We start from the raw sequence: 17,319 nt of genomic DNA on the forward strand, positions 1-17,319 counted from the left end.
GCGTGGCGCGGGAATAAAAAAGCCCTGCATCTCTGCGGGGTCATTGAATGATTAAATCAGCATGCAGACTCTAAATATTATCGGCTACCTGGTGATTAGGGCTTTTTTGTTGAGGTATAGTAACTCCCTGTGTGGCAACAATTTCCGTATCCATACATCTGCGTCGATTTTCTGCAGTAACAAATGCTACGGCGAGGCAACGTATTGCAACATCCCACCCATGCCGGGTTTGAGTTAGAGCAAAAATACGCTCAATGGATACAATAGAATCAGCAACGGAGCCTGTAATGCAATTATCAAAATCATTAACTATATCCACCAAAGAGATCATCTATGTACTCCCTTAAAATTAAGTGTCCGCATTGTTTGCATCAGGTTAACTTACATCTACAAAACGCAACTGAGTACGCCAGTCGCATACCTGCAAAGGTGAACATGCTACAACCATTGCAAACAGTAACGGTGTCAAGTGTAGTATCGACATCCAGTGTTTCCGCTTATTCAACAGCTATGTGCCCGGAGTGTCATGGACCGGTCCTGATATCCTACAGATTCCAAATCAGAGAACTGGCAAACGTTAAACAGGCCTTTAAAAATAGCGAATGGGTTCTCACAAATATTGACATGTCTGACCTTAAAGTTTTCCCTGAAATCAAAGAACCAGATGACTCTCCGCATTATCCGGAAAAAATCAGGAAGATTTTCGTTGAGCTCCAGGAAGATATTCAAATGAAAAGATCTGCTCCACGTATTGTCGTTGGCTGCCGTAGCGTTCTGGAGGTTGCGCTGCAAAATTTAGGCTATGAGAAAGGAAATTTATTATCCCGAATTAATCAAGCAAGGACGGATGGACATCTGACCGAAGCAATGAAACACTGGGCTCATCGTGTAAGACTTGACGGCAATGAGGCTGCTCACGAACTGGAAGCCAGTGACTCAGAAGCTTCTGAGCTTGTCTCGTTCATCAGGCTTTTTCTCGAAATTTCCTTTGTTCTTCCTCATCGAGTTTCAGACGCTCAAAATGCTGCGAAATAGGCTAACAAAAGCCCCGGCGGATGCCAGGGCTGAGATTAAAATTGCTGTGGTGGCTGGCGTCGATAGTGCCAGCGTTCAGGGCCAGGCGGTTAGCAGCATAACCTGTCTAATGATCTCGCCTCGTTCGGTACGTTTAAAGCTTGTCCCGCACTGATATTTATTCAGCCGTATCGACCTACGGATTCACCACTAAGAAAAGGCCACTCACCAGAGCGGAATTTGTTTCAACCAACCGTGAATGAACATCCAGGAGATCATCAGGGGATCTAAGTGACCTTTTCTGTTGTGTACAAACAATACAACCCCGCCGCGGCGAGGTTTTTATATTTTCCTTCTAACCGTGGACATACAAATCCCATCGTTAGTGTCAAATTACATCAAAAACGGCAACATTGCAAGCATCGTGACGTCTATTTACGCGATATCCGTCAAATTATCGTTTCTTGTTACTTTTTTGAGCTGAGTATTGGAATGGCTCTCTTCCTGAAAACAGCGAGAAACAAGCATTTCGTAGAATGGCTTCCAGCTGTAGCGCCATGTGCGATCAGGAAGGCTTGGCAGTTCAGAGAATATTCCCCGGTATGCAACAGATGATTTTGGCCTGCTGTAGCCTCGACCTTCGCAGCGTTTGCATTCCTTATAAACAGGCAATCCCTGCAACTCTGTTGCTTTACGGTCAAGTGTCTTTCCCGTTCCACCACACTGGCAGCGCTTACTTATTTTCCCGGTACCGTTGCATTTTGTGCAGAGTGATTGCTCAACGTTCTTCACCTGACGCTTCTTTTCGAAAGATGATGGCGACTGTCCAAGGTCTTTTGCCCACTGTGGAATTCTCATTGTGTAATGGCTTTTGGTGACAGTACCGACTTTTTCAATGAGGCCCTTACCGTTGCATTTAGGGCAATCTGATAAATCAGCAGCGGACGATGCATAGTCGTTATATGCGAACTTAGCGAGGATAAGCATGCATAGAGGGAATTTCTTTCCGGCGAGGCGGCGTACTGCAAAAGGCGCGGATTGTTTGGCATATTCAGCCAGCCAGTTAATCGAGGCGTCTCTGTCCTGCTTGCTTACACCGGCTTTGCCAAGATACATGGCAAGGCCAATCCCCGCATCTGCCTGGGTCATGCCCAGCGCAGCCATAACATCAGTAACCGTCAGTTGTTCGCTGGCAGTAGCGCGAACACTATCGGAAATATGCATTCCTTTTGGGGCAAAGAATTTAACAACGTTATCGAGGTCCATGAGCGTCTCCACTTACGTCAGTACGCCGATTGCCAGCGCACGATCTAAAAACCGAAACAGCAGCGTTAACTGGTCGCCGTGCTTCGCTTCAAATGCCACAGGATCAGCGTGCAACTCGTCGTGATGTGCTCTGCACAGCGGTATCACAAACAGGTCGTGCGCTTTGGTACCCATTCCACCCTGCCCGTGGCCTATCAGGTGGTGGGGGTCGTCTGCCGGCTTATTGCAGCAACTGCACTGCTGCGACTTAACCCAGCGGGTATACTTCCCGTTCTCCCAGCGACGGCGCTTTGGCCTCAGCATGAAAGATTCTGGTGATTCAGGATCGACCTTCACCGCAACAATCTTCTTCACTTTCTCCTGGAGGATTTTTGTCGCCGGTAATGATGGAACAATCTCGCTTTCACGCATTACTGAACTGTGCGATTCAGGCTTAATCCTTAGTGCTTTGCTTGCCAGCGGCTCAGGTATTAGGTCAGCCAGATCGTTACGTACCATCCACCAGCAGAACTCCGGCAGCGTCAGGATATGGTCTTCGCTGAATCCCAGCATAATATTCACCCTCTCAAGCATCCATTCTACCAGGTTATCTCTGGCAATTCCTGCAAGCCTTTCAGTGGTTTGTGAGCGCAACTGAGTATCACACCCCCAGCAAAGTCGTATGCTTCCAGGGGCGTGACGCATTACAGTGAAGTCCCTTGCGTGCCAGTCAGTATGAGGCCACTGACATTCGAATTTTCTTTCCAGCCACGCATCAAGGCTACTCACCCCCCCGGCACGCATGATGACTCGCTCATTTTCGAACAACAACGCAAGCGTGCTTTCTTGAGCAAGAGATTGTTTACCAAGAGGCAGTATTCCAGACGGCAGCTCCTCAGCCCATTCTGGCTCAGGCTCAATTATCACTCGGCCACGATTGAATACGCTGAGTAACTCTCTCCCCGGGCGGAACAGCACCACACCGGTTCGCGGTGCTATTTCAGGCGTCAGTAAAACTCTCACGCTGTATACCCCGCTTGTGGTTTGTGCTTAGATATTGATATCTCTACCCGTCCCCCGGGTACTTTTGGGCACCACTCAACAACCATGCGTCTTACCTGATTGTCGTCCTCCCAGACGCCAGCTCGTGTCAACGAGTCGAATAGCGCCTTGTTGTAATTATCAATATCCCGGCGGCGTTCATCAGGCGGATACAGAAAAATTTCTACCGCAGCTGGCGAAGATGACGGCTTTGGCGGGCATGTTAACTGCCTGATAATTGCCCGCATCACCTCCCTCTGATATGCCCTGCCTTTCTCGCTCACCAGCGTCCTCCCCTTAAGAGGACCGCTGTTGGGTGAGCGCCAGTAAGTGTTTACGCTAGGTGGGAACGGTAACACCAGCTTCATGAATCAACTCCATAGCGCCCGTTAAGGCGTCCGATTACACTGTAGAACATCACCAGTCTTACGCCCATTGGTTTAACCTTCTCGTGGTACTCCTTCAGGATCGGAGGCACAACGACATTCCAGACTGGCTTTGGCTTCTGCTTCAGGGCTTTTTTAATGGCATCGCTGCATTGCCTTGCAACGTCACGTAAAGCGTTCTCCTGCTCGGTTGATAGATTCACCGGATTTCACCTCCAACAAATATTCCTGGCGGACAGTAATTTACTCCCGTAATTTCTAATCTGGCCTTACGCTGGCAGTCGATTCGGCAACGAAGAGCGCGCTCTCTCAGGTCCTTAACTCTCGCAGTGGTGAAAACCTCAAGCCAAACTTTGGCGGCACGACGGTATAGACCTTTGACCATCAGACCTTCAGCGATGCCAACCAACTTCAGAATGCCATCATCTGTGGCGGGTTCTGCGAGCGGTTCATGAGACGACACGTTTGCAACGTAGTAACGGTAAAGCCCAGGCTCACCATGTTTCTCGCGTCTCAAAACCCCAATCCCGTAGAGCTTGATAACCGACCGCTGAACCGTTCTTCCGGAACATGGAGCACCCGACAGCCCCTGCGCAATCTCACGGCTTGTCAGACCTGGATTTTCCGCGATGAACGACTCCAGTGTTTTCATCATGCTCACTGGGAACCTCCCGTCACACGGAAACCAGAGTTGGGTGGAACTTCGTATTTTTTTTGCTGGAATGAATCGGAAAATACCCCGGTGTTTTTCCTGGTGCGTAGAGCGTCCCAGTCCTCGCGCTGAGGCCTACCCTTCGCATCCCAGCGAGTAGCAACCTGCAGGTAGCCTGGGAAGTTTCCGGGGATGAACAGAGTTTTTGGCCGCATGTACTGGTAATCCTTCAGGCCTTGCCAGTGCTCGTGCTTGTAGTCGACCACCAGCATGAGCTCTTCCGGAGTAAAGCCCTCGCGAAGTCTTGCGCGGATGTTATCCAGCGAAGCAGAGCAGTTCTGGAAACGAGAGCCGCTCACCTGGTTGAGATGTTTCAACACAAGTTTTGAATTATCTGTCAGCAAAACTTCAGGATCAGGCATCTGACCAACATCCAAATCGTCGGGTTGCGGCGCAACCTGACAAGAGGGTTTTTTATATGATGGATCAGTAGTTGATTTTACTGACGGATCCCCGCCAGATTCTGGAGGGTCAAACTGCGGTTTTTTGCCAGATTTTGACGGGTCAGATTTTGACGGGTCAGATTTTGAAGCATCAGATTTTGACCCGTCAGAATCTGACAGGTGAGAAAACGCAGCAGCCTGAAGTTTTGCCACATTCAGCTGGTACACGTTGGACGCGTTGCGGTTGCCCTGTCGGCGAGATTTACGGGATAGCCAGCCTTCGGCTTCCAGCTTCGCGATTGCGGTGCGCACAGTGCTGATACCCGCCCCTAGCTGACGCGCTATTGTTTCGATAGAAGGCCAGCAGACCCCCTCGTCGTTGCTGAAGTCAGCCAGGCGCGCCATGATGGCCACACTTGACAACTTCATTCCAGACGATGCACAGCCATCCCAGACGTATGAGGATAATTTAACGCTCACTTCTGTACCTCCATGCGCTTACAGTTTAGTGAGCGATCCACGAGGCCAGCTACAAATACGGCATCATTCACGTAGTCATACAGGCTATGGGCTATTGGGGATTGAGAGGCCACCAGCATCGGGTAAAGCTGAGTAATCCAAACACGATGGATTTCAGCCATGTAGAGATAGGCTACGTGCGCATTGTGCGCGGTCAGGAAGGTATCAGTACTATCGAGCAGCAACTTTTCCATGTTGTTGAAGGCTGTGATGTACGATTCTTTGAACTGCGCTGCACGCTTACCAGTGAATCCCATAGCGAGGAACGCGAAGCCGTCGCGGGTGATTTGGTAGCAGGGAAGTTTGCGGCCTGTAGCGTCGGTATACTCACTCAGCACAAAATTGTGCTCAGCAAATGCAGGTGAGCATTCAATGTTGCGTATTTTGTCTAAAACACGCTCGTGGCGTTTCGTGAAGTAATCGGCAATAGCCAGAGAAGAAGTAACGGCCTGACCGTTGATAACAGTAATTTCAGGTTGAGCAATAGCGGGGATAGTAGCCATGATGGCAGCCTCTGCTGAGTAGTTGTTACTACCACCCACAGATGCGAAGCCATGATTGGTGGTAGCCCAGACGGAGTTCGCATTACCGGCCTCAACAGATACCGGCGCCCCCGAAGGAGCCCCCGCCTGAGCCACCATAAACAGGTGCACTAAGGCTGCGCGCATAAAAAAACCGCTTAAAGCGCGGTTATGCGCTGTTGAGAATTCCGGGATGCGAAGCCCGGCAACGGATTTTGCCGCTGCCAGGACAGTGTAACGCCCGGAGTTGTCATAATCAATTTTTTGTGGTGCGTTCATCTTCGCCCTTTAATTCTGTAAATTTACGCAGGAATTGTTTAAGAGGGCTGAAGCACTCATGATCGTACCCTTCGCGAAGGTATATAACGCGTCCACATTCCTCTTCCCACCTGATGACCCGCACTTCATTACCCCGCCAGTCCCTGAAAATCCTGTTAAGCTCGCGCATAACCTCTTCATCTCTAAACGCCACTCTCCCACAGCAGCAATCGCCTCACTGTGGTTACACGGCACCCATTTACCCGATACCATTCGCTCATAACGGAACTTATTGCTTCCCATTACCGGTATACCCCGCAGTTGCGGAAGTGATGCCTTTGCCGTTAAACTGTTCATGCGTTAGTTTCTCCACTGATTCGACACGCCACGACGCCCGGAGCTGCATACTCGCGGGCGTCACTTCTTTTCTGGCTCACAAAAAACGCGATACAGCAGCGTGATGTGCTCCTGCCACTTAGCCATAACCTGATAGCTATTCTCATCAATCGCCTGCTTCTCACGATCATCAATCACGCCGTCAGCTATAAAGCCGCGGATCATCTGTGAGTGTCGGCCTATCCACTCAATCGTCTCCAGCAGGCGAGTGTTGATGTCGGCATTCTCAATGTCATCGAGCGCTACCAGAGGCACAAAGACGCCTCCAGAATTCCGCGCTACGGCATCAGCGACGTAGTGGGTTCCACCAGCCAGCTGCAACACCATCGCCCAGCCGAGCGGGAAAATTTGATCGCCGTCGGTACGCAGGCGGTTGAATAAGGCGTTTTCGGTCGCCCCGAGCCAATCAGCAGCTTCGGTATATCCACCCTGCAGATCGGTGATGGACTTCTTGATAGCGGCCACCAACCAGGCTGGCTGACGCTCTACTTTCCATTGCGGTTCATTACCCACGGTTAACCCCCAATTTCTGTGGTTATGCCTGATCTGGCTCTGCGATAATCTCGGTATTAAGCGAGTCGATTATTTCAACCGCCGTTAGTTGCCCATTGGTTGCAGCAACAAGTCCAGGTATGTATTGAGAGCGAATCCCTCCACCCCGAAGCCACTTGCTTACGGCGGATTGATCCACTCCAACTTTTTTTGCAAGTTCCTTTTGAGAGCCCACGATAGATATGGCCCTCTTAATGACTCTGTTCATTGGTTATACCTCATGACCTTGGTACTGCAAATATGACTTGAGTAATAGATAAAGTCAATGATTTGGGTAATTTGACTGGTGATTACATAGGTAATATTTTCACGTCATGAAGACACTATGCGAACGACTACAGCGCGCTATGACGGATACGGGAATCACTTCTCAAAGCGATTTGGCTCGGCTGTCAGGTGTAAACCAATCAATAATTTCGAAGATACTGGCCGGGAAGAATGAAACCTCGAAGTATTCCGGGAAGCTTGCTGCTGCCCTCGGAATCAGTGCCGACTGGCTGATCAACGGCACGGGGAATATGGCTGGCGGATCTGACTCGATTATTGAAAAACTTGATGCGTCCAGGGTTGTTTCAGTATGGGATGTGAATGGGCAAACAGATGATGTGATTTCATGGACTGAGAGCGTCCCTCAGCATTACCGCGCATATATCATGCGAAAGAACACAGGCATAATGCAGGCTCCTGCGGGCTCTGTAGTTCTGACTGATCCTACCGTTGCCCCTGGTAATGATGAGCTTGTTGTTACGTCTATTAGGGGGGATATATCTGTTTACCGTTACCTTGAGGGTGGCTCAGGATATGGTTTTTTGTCGGTAGATGATGAAAGAATTCCAGTGACAGAGATCAAGGAGCCTTCGTGCATTTTAGGAGTGGCCGAGCAGATTCTCGTACGAAAATTACGAAAGTAAATTACCTCCGCATCATCAACATCTATGGGGATGTAGCCGCCACTACGGTTTTTTTTATAAAGAACTCCCATCATCCCCTCCTCTCGCTTTAACTGATAATTTTATAAATAGCCCGCAAATTTTTTTGCCCTAAGCAAAAACCACTGTACAAACGTATAGTAGATCATCATTCTTACCCAGCGTACTAAAAATTTTTAATCCCGCCTCAAAATCACACTATTACCTAAATCATAAAAAATCCAGTTCTTCAGGTTGACTTTAATTATTCCCTAAGTCATAGTTATTCCATCGACAGCGAACAGGCAGGACGCCCACGAAGTAGCCGCCCGGGGCATATGAAGGCCGGGATGATTCGCAACAGTAACGATAGATGGAGCCGCTATGAATAGTTCGAATTTGAAGATGGTTATTGCTGGACTTCTTGAAGATGCTCGCCGCATCCAGACACTGGAGCCAAATGCAGGTACAGCAGCACGAATTGAAGAGGCCGAGTTTATCCTGCGGGAGGAAAAAGACGCGGCCACTGGTATTGCAAAAGCGTTAGTGATGCAGATTAAAGCCTGTGATTCACATGGGCATAAAGAAAGCGAACCATGTCAGCAATCTCTTGCGTAGCTTGGATATGTTCCGGCTGGAGTGTCGGTTCATTCATCGCCTTCTGAAAACTACGCTCTGCGATGCTATGTGATTCCCTGAGTTGCTCCGGCGGTAGTGAAGACAAAATAGCCCGAATTACAACCTCCAATGCATTTATACGGATCATTGGATCAGATGACATAGGTGGTTCAAAGTCTTGCATGAGTACCTCTAAGTGGTTGGTTAAAAAATGCAATTTGATACTACCACTTAGCGCCCGGCAGTTTTGGGCAAAAAACCACGCGCTGGATTGCGCAATGACAGCAGGGAAAGACCGCCGCCGACGACGGGCGTAATCGGGAGGGCGGATGTCCGGCCAGACAGCGGCAGTGACAGCTCGGAAGTAGACGGCCCTGCGCGGCGAGCAGAGGAAGCGCGCTGACCGCTGGGAAAGACCAGCACACAACGATGAGTGCATTGACGAGCAAGGTTTAATGTCCGGTTCAATTCCAGACACCACGAAGCGGTGGCAATGGGCAGGAAAAAGGTCCGTTCAATTCGGACACCGGCAGTGCTCTCTTCGTTGTGGTAATCCGCGAAACGGCGCGGCGGTAAGTATGGCCAGGTGCCTCTCCTTTACCTGATTAGGACACCGGGTTGCCAGGTTGACCATACGCCTGAGTGGCAGCCCCACCACAACCTCGTTTCATTGCTGTGGTAGGCAAAAAACACGCGCCGGGCGTGGTGAAATATCCCGGCACACAACTGAAAGCGCGTTCTGCATCTTTTTTACTGAGAGGCCGCAGTCGTTAAATCAAACTCAGGGGAACGCGCTCCCAGTTGTGGAGAAACATAAGGTCATTTTAAGCACCCGTGCAATTTGAATAAGCACTCGCTTATTAATTGCAAAAATATTTCCATCGTCACACAGAACTGAACTCATTTATTAAAAACCTGGCATTGTGCAGGATGCCATCAATAAGGAAAATTTATGACTACCACGCATGAAATAAAAGAAATTCAGCCGCGAATGACACGAGAGCAATTAATTAAAAAAGCTCGCGAGACATCAAAATTACTCCCAAAGTCATGGGCGGCTCTCATGGAAGAAATTGCAACACGGCTCGACATTAATAGCATTGTGCTTTGCGAGGCAATGACACAACGGAAAATCCTTATCGATTCGCTTAAGCAAGTTATTTCAGTAAATGAAAAGATTATGGAAAAAATTAACACCAGTGAGAATACCCTGGATTCTAACTCCCTGGCCGAAATGCAACATATTATGTCCGAAGCTAAAGGCATAATTGAAACATTCGGCACCAACCGTCAGGGATAATAATCATGTCTAACTCATTCAAACAAATGTCGCGCTCGGGAGTAATTAAACGCACCGACACCGGGATGTTTATCAGCCTTAACGATATTCATGTTCGTGAGGGTTTCAACAAGCGCGAAGACGACGAACGCACCCGCCAGGCAGATGATGGCCTGTTTAACTACCTGATGAACGGCGGCTCAGTTCCTCCCCTGGAAGTTATCGCACGTGATGAGGGTGGTGTTTGGGTTGTTGAAGGCCACCGCCGACGCCGATGCTATGAGCGATGCCGGGATGCAGGAAAACCAGTTGATCGCATTCATATCATGCCATTCACAGGTAATGATGTGCAGCGCCTGGCTCGCATCATGACCAGTAACAACCAGCTCCCTCTCTCCGATATGGAACAGGCTGCTGTTATACAGGAACTTCACAACGCGTTTAACCAGACAACAAGCGAAATCGCGAAGCTGGTTAACAAGTCAGTTCCGACTGTAGAAAAGCTCCTGCTGCTTAGCACTGCTAACCACGACGTTCAGCAGGAAGTTAAATCCGGTGCGGTATCAGTGGATGTCGCTGTCGACCGGGTAAAAGAATTTGGCGAGCTGGCCGGTGAGGTTCTTCAGAAGGATAAGGCTTCAGCGGCATCTCAGGGCAAGAAGAAAGTCACACGCAGCGTTATTGCGCCAGAGATCAGCGTGAAGAAATCGCGTCGTTTCGTTGAGTTGATGGCTCAGGCCACCATCAGTGATGAAGGTGTTTTCACTCTTGATGGCGCTGCTCTGGCCGAAGCGCTGTCGATTATGGACGAGCACAAGGCTATCTCATCAAAACGATAGCGTACTCGAAGATATCGCCGCCAATCTTCGCAAATATTTGTGAAATTAAAAAAATAAGGATTTGAAATGTTCGACTTAATTAAGCATCTCGTTAAAAAGGATATTCAACACACTGTTTCCGATAACGGGAATATTACCGTGGGCGGCTCGCTCGACCTGCACAACACCAGCATCACCGCGCTGCCGGACAATCTGACCGTGGGCGGCTCGCTCGACCTGCGCGGCACCAGCATCACCGCGCTGCCGGACAATCTGACCGTGGGCGGCTGGCTCGACCTGCACAACACCAGCATCACCGCGCTGCCGGACAATCTGACCGTGGGCGGCTCGCTCGACCTGCACAACACCAGCATCACCGCGCTGCCGGACAATCTGACCGTGGGCGGCTCGCTCGACCTGCGCGGCACCAGCATCACCGCGCTGCCGGACAATCTGACCGTGGGCGGCTGGCTCGACCTGCACAACACCAGCATCACCGCGCTGCCGGACAATCTGACCGTGGGCGGCTCGCTCGACCTGCGCGGCACCAGCATCACCGCGCTGCCGGACAATCTGACCGTGGGCGGCTGGCTCGACCTGCACAACACCAGCATCACCGCGCTGCCGGACAATCTGACCGTGGGCGGCTGGCTCGACCTGCACAACACCAGCATCACCGCGCTGCCGGACAATCTGACCGTGGGCGGCTCGCTCGACCTGCGCGGCACCAGCATCACCGCGCTGCCGGACAATCTGACCGTGGGCGGCTCGCTCGACCTGCGCGGCACCAGCATCACCGCGCTGCCGGACAATCTGACCGTGGGCGGCTGGCTCGACCTGCACAACACCAGCATCACCGCGCTGCCGGACAATCTGACCGTGGGCGGCTCGCTCGACCTGCACAACACCAGCATCACCGCGCTGCCGGACAATCTGACCGTGGGCGGCTCGCTCGACCTGCGCGGCACCAGCATCACCGCGCTGCCGGACAATCTGACCGTGGGCGGCTCGCTCGACCTGCGCGGCACCAGCATCACCGCGCTGCCGGACAATCTGACCGTGGGCGGCTCGCTCGACCTGCACAACACCAGCATCACCGCGCTGCCGGACAATCTGACCGTGGGCGGCTGGCTCGACCTGCACAACACCAGCATCACCGCGCTGCCGGACAATCTGACCGTGGGCGGCTCGCTCGACCTGCGCGGCACCAGCATCACCGCGCTGCCGGACAATCTGACCGTGGGCGGCTCGCTCGACCTGCGCGGCACCAGCATCACCGCGCTGCCGGACAATCTGACCGTGGGCGGCTCGCTCGACCTGCACAACACCAGCATCACCGCGCTGCCGGACAATTTCGAGTGCGAATCCCTTTATTTGCGCCCAGAGCAATTCTCCAATGTGGCCTATCGAGAAAATTGCGGCATGTCCAGCAGAACGATTTTTGCGGTCTGGACTCGCGACAATTTCCACATCGCAGCTGGTTGCTTCTTTGGAACTCAGGGGGAGTTTGAGGAGGCTGTTGATGAACGGTATTCAGGCGATGCCGCTGAAACCTACAAGCAAGCTGGCCGCCAGTGTATTGAAGAATTAACGCTGAAAATTGGCCTGTAACACGTGCCGCCTACGGGCGGCTGATAGCGATATTGATTATTTGAGCGGAAAACAATTCCGTGTGTGACGATTTTATAGATTTGCTGCCGCTTGGCATGGTTATTTTTGTTTTTCTCTGCCTTCTGGTTTTTGTAATTGTCGATTTTTTTACTGATGAGGAGTGAGCATGGTCTTTATTGACTGGGTAATGAACTGCATAGGCTGGACAATCTCAGCACTTATTGGTGTGGCAGTAGTGTTTTTTCTCGTGGGGATTGTGGCTGAATATGCATGGGAAAAAATGAAAGCGGTTCATAAGCTGGTAGTTATTCAACGCGCAGTGCAAGCGTACAAAAATAAAGGCGGGGAGTGAGATGAGTACATTTACCAGGGAGCACATAGAACAGGCGCTGCCGTCGATTAAGCCCGGCAAAATACTGGATCTGAGCGATGCATATCTCATTCGCGAAACGATGCGTATGGCGCTGTCTCTGCTGGATGAGCGTGACGCAGCAGGGAAGCGGATTGACGAACTTGAAAAAATTAATTCGCAACTCATACAGGCCAGAGACTATTACAAGCGGCTTCGCGGTGAGGGGTTTCTACGCATCAGTCAGGGTATAAACCTGAGCATTAATGGAGAGGGGGGATCCATGAGCGCTATTACCAGAGAACGGGTGAAAGACATTTTAGAGTTTGGCGCTGGCCGAATTATATCTCCAATCACTGACGACGAAATCATGGAGCTGGCGCGTATCGCGCTGGCATCTCGCGAAGCGGAGCCTGCCGGGTATCACATAATCATAGAATGCGGCGCAGTTGGTTGTAACGTGGCGACGCTGAAGGAAGCGGAAGAAACGCGAGATTTATGGAATAAAAGCTGGACTATTAAGCCGTATTTCTACACCGCCCCAGCGCCGGTATCTGTGCCTGATGAGCAACATAGCGAGCGATTTGACTGGACATACGGACAATGGGCTGAGCATCTTGGCGGACGCCACCAAAAAAATGACCCAGCCAATTACTACGAATTCGGCTCATTTATGGCTGTTGCTGAAATGCTTCGCCAGTTCGGTAACGTTCAGCGTAAAGCTGGATGGAACGCCTACCGCACCGCCATGCTTCAGGGAGGTAAACCATGATTAATCACACCAAGCTTCAGCACATCCTGGAAATTTGAGAGCTAAATATGAACCACTTAATGATTGACCTTGAAACCATGGGTAGCAATCCCGACGCGCCGATTGTAGCCATTGGTGCGGTATTTTTTAATCCGCAAACCGGCGAGCTTGGCCCTGATTTTTACACAGCAGTAAACCTCAGCAGCGAAATGGAAATGGGTGCAAAACCAGACGGTGACACCGTTATCTGGTGGCTCAAGCAGACCGCCGAGGCGCGGGCGGCAATTTGCGCCGGTGACGCCCTTCACATCGCGAAGGCTATTTCGGGGCTCAGCGCCTTCATCAGTCGAAACTGCGAAAGGCCTGGCTCCCTGAAAGTCTGGGGGAATGGTGCCAATTTCGATAACGTCATTCTTCGTCAGGCGTACCGCCGGGTTGGACACTCGTGCCCGTGGATGTTCTGGAACGATTCAGACGTGCGAACCATGGTCATGCTGGGCCGCCAGTTTGGTTTCGATCCGAAAGTGAACATGCCATTTGACGGAGTGCAGCATAACGCACTCGCCGATGCCCGCCACCAGGCTAAATACGTTTCAGCCATCTGGCAACGCATTATCCCGCGAGAGCAGTAAGCCACGGCAATGAAATAGCGCGCCAAGCGTTAATAGTATATCGCTGTAATTTCTGTACTGAAGGCGCGCGTGTGTTTTTAAAGGTAATTTTTGATGAGGTTTTTATGACTACTACTGATTTTATGGAAGAGCAGGAAGTGTTCGACCTGCTCAAAAAGAAAAAAACTGCTGTGTGGCGCTTACGCAAAGAACGTGGCTTCCCCAATCCTGTTCTCACCTATCCGTCAAGATACAGCCGTAAAGCAGTTATGAAGTGGATTGAAGAGGGCGGCGTCAACCGAGCTGTTTAACATGCCAGAATATTTTATCGGCATAAATTTCATACGCATCTTTCTGCTCCACCAGCCAGTCGTGTTTATTGTATACGGCCATCACGCCACCCAGTTCATGCCCCAGCATCTTTTCGGTGACGTGGGGCATAACCCCCTCCCCTGACAAATTCGTTACCAGCGAGCGCCTGAAATCGTGCGTTCTCCATTCAGGTATATCAATTTTACCCCTTAATTTTTTCATGTAGAGATTTGCGGACGAACGATCTATTGCCTTATCAAGCTCCTGTCCAGGGAAAAGGATGCTATTACCAGAATTTAACAGCCTCTCTACAAAAGGCTTTACCTGCTCAAAAACAGGACGACGAATAACATTCCCCATTTTTGAATGCTCAGCTGGAGTTGTCCAAATTAAATCGTCCATATTGAATTCGCTGTTAGTGGCCAGGCGAAGTTCTGACAATCTGGCTCCCCACAATAACAGCAGTTGGTGAAGTGCCTTGTTGGAAGTAACGATCTTGTTGCCTTCCAGCGCGACCCATATTTTTGCCAGCTCGGTATAGGTTAAAACCCTGCTTCCAACATCTGGCTTCTTTCCGATCGCCTTAACGCTGAGCTTGAGAACCTCGCACGAAGGTATGAGTTGTCGGCTAATACACCAGTTCATTACGGATCGCAGCTGCAGTAGAAGTACCCTGGCCTTTTTACCGTTTTTCTTTTCCTGCTTATCGAAAAACCTAACCCATGCTGAAACAGGAATATTGACGACGGGGGCGTCAGGGAATTCTGTGTACATAGTGTTGTACACAACTGACTTGTATAGCGTCTGTGTATTAGGCTTCAGGGTCTCAACATACTTGTTCCACCACTGATCGAGACACTCTTTCAGTGTCAGCTCGCCATCCTCTTTTGCAAAATAATTTTTAGGGTTTAACCCCTTGAGGTACAATTCGCGCATCCCGCCAACTATGACGCGCGCATCTTTCAGAGATGTGGCAGGATAGCGTCCAATCGTAAGGCGAACGGGTTTACTATTCCATCGGTACCGAAACTGAAACGTAATCGTTCCGGTAGGGGTAATACGCACGCTGAGACCGTCACCATCTGTGACTTCTGGCGCGCCGTCGTATGGCTTGTCATTGATGCTGCGAAGTTTGGTATCACTGAGGGCCACGGTTCTGCATCCTGTACACACTGATTTTCTGAATTCTGTACTCAATCTGTACGCAATGGCAAGTGAACCAAATGATTTTCTTCGCGTACAGACATGAACAAACAGGAAATAAAAGAGGCTAAAGGCTTGAAGCTGCGTGGACTCTTGCGATAATATGCAAAACAAAGCGAACGCTTAAAAATCAGTTATTTCTACGTCCTCTTAGTTAAATGGATATAACGAGCCCCTCCTAAGGGCTAGTTGCAGGTTCGATTCCTGCAGGGGACACTTTCGTTCTTCCTGACTTCATAAAATCACTGCATTTTCCACAACTCCACACAATTCCGCCCGCGTCGTTTTGCACCATACAGCGCTTCATCCGCTGCCTGTATCAGACGTTCGTAGTCAGGATGCCCATTGAACATCGCCGCCCCGATTGAAAGGGAAAGAGAGATCGTCTCGCCGGTCGGGGAGCTAACCTTAATTTTTTCTACGCGCTTGCGGATCCGTTCTGCAATACGCAGGGCGTCAGCTTCGGTGATTTCCGTCAGCACAATTAAAAACTCATCGCCACCGTAGCGAAATACGTAGTCGCAGGTGCGAACGTTGTCATAAAACGCACCCGCCACTTTTCGCAGGATTTCATCACCCGTATTGTGGCCCCAGGTATCATTGATTTGCTTGAATTTATCAACATCGATCAGTAGCGCCGACAGCGGCGTACCGGCGCGGGTGGCATGGGTGATTTCACGTTTAAAAATGGTCGGCAGGAAGCGACGGTTCAGCAGCCGGGTGAGCACGTCCATTCCCACCTCATGCCGGGAAACCTCATCAAACAGCTCACGCAGCAGGGTAACGATTTGCGAGAGGGTGTTACGCACCTGCCGCAAAAATTTGACCTGCCGTGACCTGTCACGAAGCGCATCCTCAGCCTGGCGAACCTCATTAAACGCCTCGTCAAACTCCTGAATAAGACGGGAGATATGCCCTGCTTCGGCAATACCGCTGAAATAGTGACGTCCTTTATGGCTAAACCACAGCCCAAAATCTGATTGCCCGAGCGGTCGGCTGTTGCCTATGCTGGAATCTAACATTACCTTATAGAGCAGCGTCATTTCCCAGGTCAGCAGCGCAGCGGTCTGACGCTCCTTCTCTTCTTCCGCATTCTCCATCAGCGAGAAAATCCGGTAGTTTTCATCCTCTTTCGCCGCATTGTTCTCGCTGAAGACATACGCACGCGACATCACCTCCATCGCCAGATCGATACTGTTAATGGCGTAGTGATAAACGCTGAGCTTCACGTCAGAGGGATGGGGCGTGGCGTTAATGATAGGTAACAGCAATTTTTTCAGCACCCTGAAACCCATTTCGACCAGGTCGACAGAGATGCCGATACGGGCATGCACATCTGCGGCACGCTGCTGGGCGCGTATCTGCTCCTCAACCTGCCCAACCTGACAGGAGAGAACCTCAACCAGCCACCGACGCAGCGCTTCCTGCAATTGCCTTTCCACCTGTTCAGTGGTCAAAAACTCAGCAACAATAGGATCGGCCAGAACAACACGATAGAACTCAGCAATCAGAGCAGTGGCATGATCGCTGGCAAGTTGGGCGGTAACTTGATGAATGTGTGGCTCAGTTTCATTGATCAGTTGCACCCACTCATCTTTCACCGTTTGCAGATATGTATCCATCGTAACGCCCTCAAAAGAGTGACTTTCGCTCATTTATAACAATAGCAAAATCAAGCCTCTCCGTAATCGCCGCTTTTTTAATCAAAAACGAGTAATAGCACATAACATATAAGGGTGCTACATTATGCCGCCCATCCAATGTCAGCTATGGCCAGGTAACGCCGTAAAGATCGGTAAAGCCTGCAACCATGACCTTGCACTACGGTCTAA

General features: G+C 50.5%; 21 protein-coding genes, 1 tRNA gene and 1 pseudogene. 11 read left to right on the forward strand and 12 right to left on the reverse strand.

Features of this window, described 5'->3' with window-relative positions; all coding sequences use genetic code 11:
• Nucleotides 1–435: 435 nt before the first annotated feature.
• Nucleotides 436–1,035 carry a DUF4145 domain-containing protein gene (locus EXW94_RS20095; protein ID WP_174340849.1) on the forward strand — a complete coding sequence of 200 codons (600 nt, stop codon included), beginning with the start codon at nucleotides 436–438 and terminating at the stop codon, nucleotides 1,033–1,035.
• 414 nt (nucleotides 1,036–1,449) lie between these two features.
• Here the strand turns inward: EXW94_RS20095 and EXW94_RS20100 are convergent, their stop codons facing one another.
• The 10 genes and pseudogenes from EXW94_RS20100 to EXW94_RS20145 form a co-directional block, all read right to left on the reverse strand.
• Nucleotides 1,450–2,280, reverse strand: a complete 831-nt coding sequence (locus EXW94_RS20100) for an antitermination protein (RefSeq protein ID WP_174340850.1) — start codon at nucleotides 2,278–2,280, stop codon at nucleotides 1,450–1,452.
• 12 nt (nucleotides 2,281–2,292) lie between these two features.
• A complete protein-coding gene (locus EXW94_RS20105) occupies nucleotides 2,293–3,282 on the reverse strand; it encodes a DUF968 domain-containing protein (protein WP_174340851.1) in 990 nt (329 codons plus the stop codon).
• Nucleotides 3,279–3,668 carry a RusA family crossover junction endodeoxyribonuclease gene (locus EXW94_RS20110; protein ID WP_174340852.1) on the reverse strand — a complete coding sequence of 130 codons (390 nt, stop codon included), beginning with the start codon at nucleotides 3,666–3,668 and terminating at the stop codon, nucleotides 3,279–3,281. The genes EXW94_RS20105 and EXW94_RS20110 overlap by 4 nt, the downstream gene beginning before the upstream one ends.
• On the reverse strand, nucleotides 3,665–3,889 hold the full coding sequence (locus EXW94_RS20115; protein WP_174340853.1) for a hypothetical protein: 225 nt from the start codon (nucleotides 3,887–3,889) through the stop codon (nucleotides 3,665–3,667). Before EXW94_RS20115 ends, EXW94_RS20110 begins: the two co-directional genes overlap by 4 nt.
• Entirely contained in the window at nucleotides 3,886–4,341 is a 456-nt protein-coding gene (locus tag EXW94_RS20120; RefSeq protein WP_174340854.1) for a PerC family transcriptional regulator, read from the reverse strand. The genes EXW94_RS20115 and EXW94_RS20120 overlap by 4 nt, the downstream gene beginning before the upstream one ends.
• A 2-nt stretch (nucleotides 4,342–4,343) precedes the next feature.
• Nucleotides 4,344–5,261, reverse strand: coding sequence for a conserved phage C-terminal domain-containing protein (locus EXW94_RS20125; protein WP_174340855.1), 918 nt, complete (start codon nucleotides 5,259–5,261; stop codon nucleotides 4,344–4,346).
• Nucleotides 5,258–6,100, reverse strand: coding sequence for a Rha family phage regulatory protein (locus EXW94_RS20130; protein ID WP_174340856.1), 843 nt, complete (start codon nucleotides 6,098–6,100; stop codon nucleotides 5,258–5,260). The genes EXW94_RS20125 and EXW94_RS20130 overlap by 4 nt, the downstream gene beginning before the upstream one ends.
• Complete coding sequence (locus EXW94_RS20135) at nucleotides 6,078–6,269, reverse strand: DUF4222 domain-containing protein (RefSeq protein ID WP_174340857.1); 192 nt, start codon at nucleotides 6,267–6,269, stop codon at nucleotides 6,078–6,080. Before EXW94_RS20135 ends, EXW94_RS20130 begins: the two co-directional genes overlap by 23 nt.
• 163 nt (nucleotides 6,270–6,432) lie before the next feature.
• Nucleotides 6,433–6,988, reverse strand: a pseudogene (locus EXW94_RS20140) (YmfL family putative regulatory protein).
• A 22-nt stretch (nucleotides 6,989–7,010) separates the two neighbouring features.
• Nucleotides 7,011–7,235 carry a YdaS family helix-turn-helix protein gene (locus EXW94_RS20145; RefSeq protein ID WP_174340858.1) on the reverse strand — a complete coding sequence of 75 codons (225 nt, stop codon included), beginning with the start codon at nucleotides 7,233–7,235 and terminating at the stop codon, nucleotides 7,011–7,013.
• 139 nt (nucleotides 7,236–7,374) lie between these two features.
• Here EXW94_RS20145 and EXW94_RS20150 point away from each other — a divergent pair, with 139 nt between their 5' ends.
• The 9 genes from EXW94_RS20150 to EXW94_RS20190 all read left to right on the forward strand — a co-directional run bounded on the left by EXW94_RS20150 (nucleotide 7,375) and on the right by EXW94_RS20190 (nucleotide 14,283).
• A complete protein-coding gene (locus EXW94_RS20150; protein ID WP_174340859.1) occupies nucleotides 7,375–7,938 on the forward strand; it encodes a helix-turn-helix transcriptional regulator in 564 nt (187 codons plus the stop codon).
• A gap of 381 nt (nucleotides 7,939–8,319) precedes the next feature.
• Nucleotides 8,320–8,553, forward strand: a complete 234-nt coding sequence (locus EXW94_RS20155) for a hypothetical protein (protein WP_174340829.1) — start codon at nucleotides 8,320–8,322, stop codon at nucleotides 8,551–8,553.
• Nucleotides 8,554–9,505: 952 nt separating this feature from the next.
• On the forward strand, nucleotides 9,506–9,853 hold the full coding sequence (locus tag EXW94_RS20160) for a hypothetical protein (protein WP_174340860.1): 348 nt from the start codon (nucleotides 9,506–9,508) through the stop codon (nucleotides 9,851–9,853).
• Nucleotides 9,854–9,858: 5 nt separating this feature from the next.
• Nucleotides 9,859–10,671: a chromosome partitioning protein ParB gene (locus tag EXW94_RS20165; protein ID WP_174340861.1), complete on the forward strand. Its 813-nt coding sequence runs from the start codon at nucleotides 9,859–9,861 to the stop codon at nucleotides 10,669–10,671.
• Between the two features lie 66 nt (nucleotides 10,672–10,737).
• Nucleotides 10,738–12,261: a hypothetical protein gene (locus tag EXW94_RS20170; RefSeq protein WP_174340862.1), complete on the forward strand. Its 1,524-nt coding sequence runs from the start codon at nucleotides 10,738–10,740 to the stop codon at nucleotides 12,259–12,261.
• 166 nt (nucleotides 12,262–12,427) lie between these two features.
• On the forward strand, nucleotides 12,428–12,613 hold the full coding sequence (locus EXW94_RS20175; protein WP_174340863.1) for a hypothetical protein: 186 nt from the start codon (nucleotides 12,428–12,430) through the stop codon (nucleotides 12,611–12,613).
• Nucleotide 12,614: 1 nt separating this feature from the next.
• The gene (locus tag EXW94_RS28300; RefSeq protein ID WP_254797864.1) at nucleotides 12,615–13,382 is read left to right on the forward strand and encodes a hypothetical protein; all 768 of its coding nucleotides are present in this window, start codon (nucleotides 12,615–12,617) and stop codon (nucleotides 13,380–13,382) included.
• A 47-nt stretch (nucleotides 13,383–13,429) separates the two neighbouring features.
• Nucleotides 13,430–13,993: a 3'-5' exonuclease gene (locus tag EXW94_RS20185; RefSeq protein ID WP_174340864.1), complete on the forward strand. Its 564-nt coding sequence runs from the start codon at nucleotides 13,430–13,432 to the stop codon at nucleotides 13,991–13,993.
• Nucleotides 13,994–14,097: 104 nt separating this feature from the next.
• A complete protein-coding gene (locus EXW94_RS20190) occupies nucleotides 14,098–14,283 on the forward strand; it encodes a DNA-binding protein (protein ID WP_165298120.1) in 186 nt (61 codons plus the stop codon).
• On the opposite strand, the gene EXW94_RS20195 is transcribed toward EXW94_RS20190, so the two are convergent.
• Nucleotides 14,267–15,436: a site-specific integrase gene (locus EXW94_RS20195; protein ID WP_174340865.1), complete on the reverse strand. Its 1,170-nt coding sequence runs from the start codon at nucleotides 15,434–15,436 to the stop codon at nucleotides 14,267–14,269. The two genes, EXW94_RS20190 and EXW94_RS20195, sit on opposite strands and share 17 nt — an antisense overlap.
• Before the next feature lie 195 nt (nucleotides 15,437–15,631).
• Here EXW94_RS20195 and EXW94_RS20200 point away from each other — a divergent pair.
• Nucleotides 15,632–15,703: transfer RNA gene (locus EXW94_RS20200), tRNA-Arg, on the forward strand.
• A 26-nt stretch (nucleotides 15,704–15,729) separates the two neighbouring features.
• On the opposite strand, the gene EXW94_RS20205 is transcribed toward EXW94_RS20200, so the two are convergent.
• Nucleotides 15,730–17,109, reverse strand: a complete 1,380-nt coding sequence (locus EXW94_RS20205; protein ID WP_174340866.1) for a diguanylate cyclase — start codon at nucleotides 17,107–17,109, stop codon at nucleotides 15,730–15,732.
• Nucleotides 17,110–17,319 lie beyond the last annotated feature (210 nt).

The sequence above is a fragment of the Enterobacter sp. JMULE2 genome (assembly GCF_013337145.1).
Taxonomy (GTDB): domain Bacteria; phylum Pseudomonadota; class Gammaproteobacteria; order Enterobacterales; family Enterobacteriaceae; genus Enterobacter; species Enterobacter mori.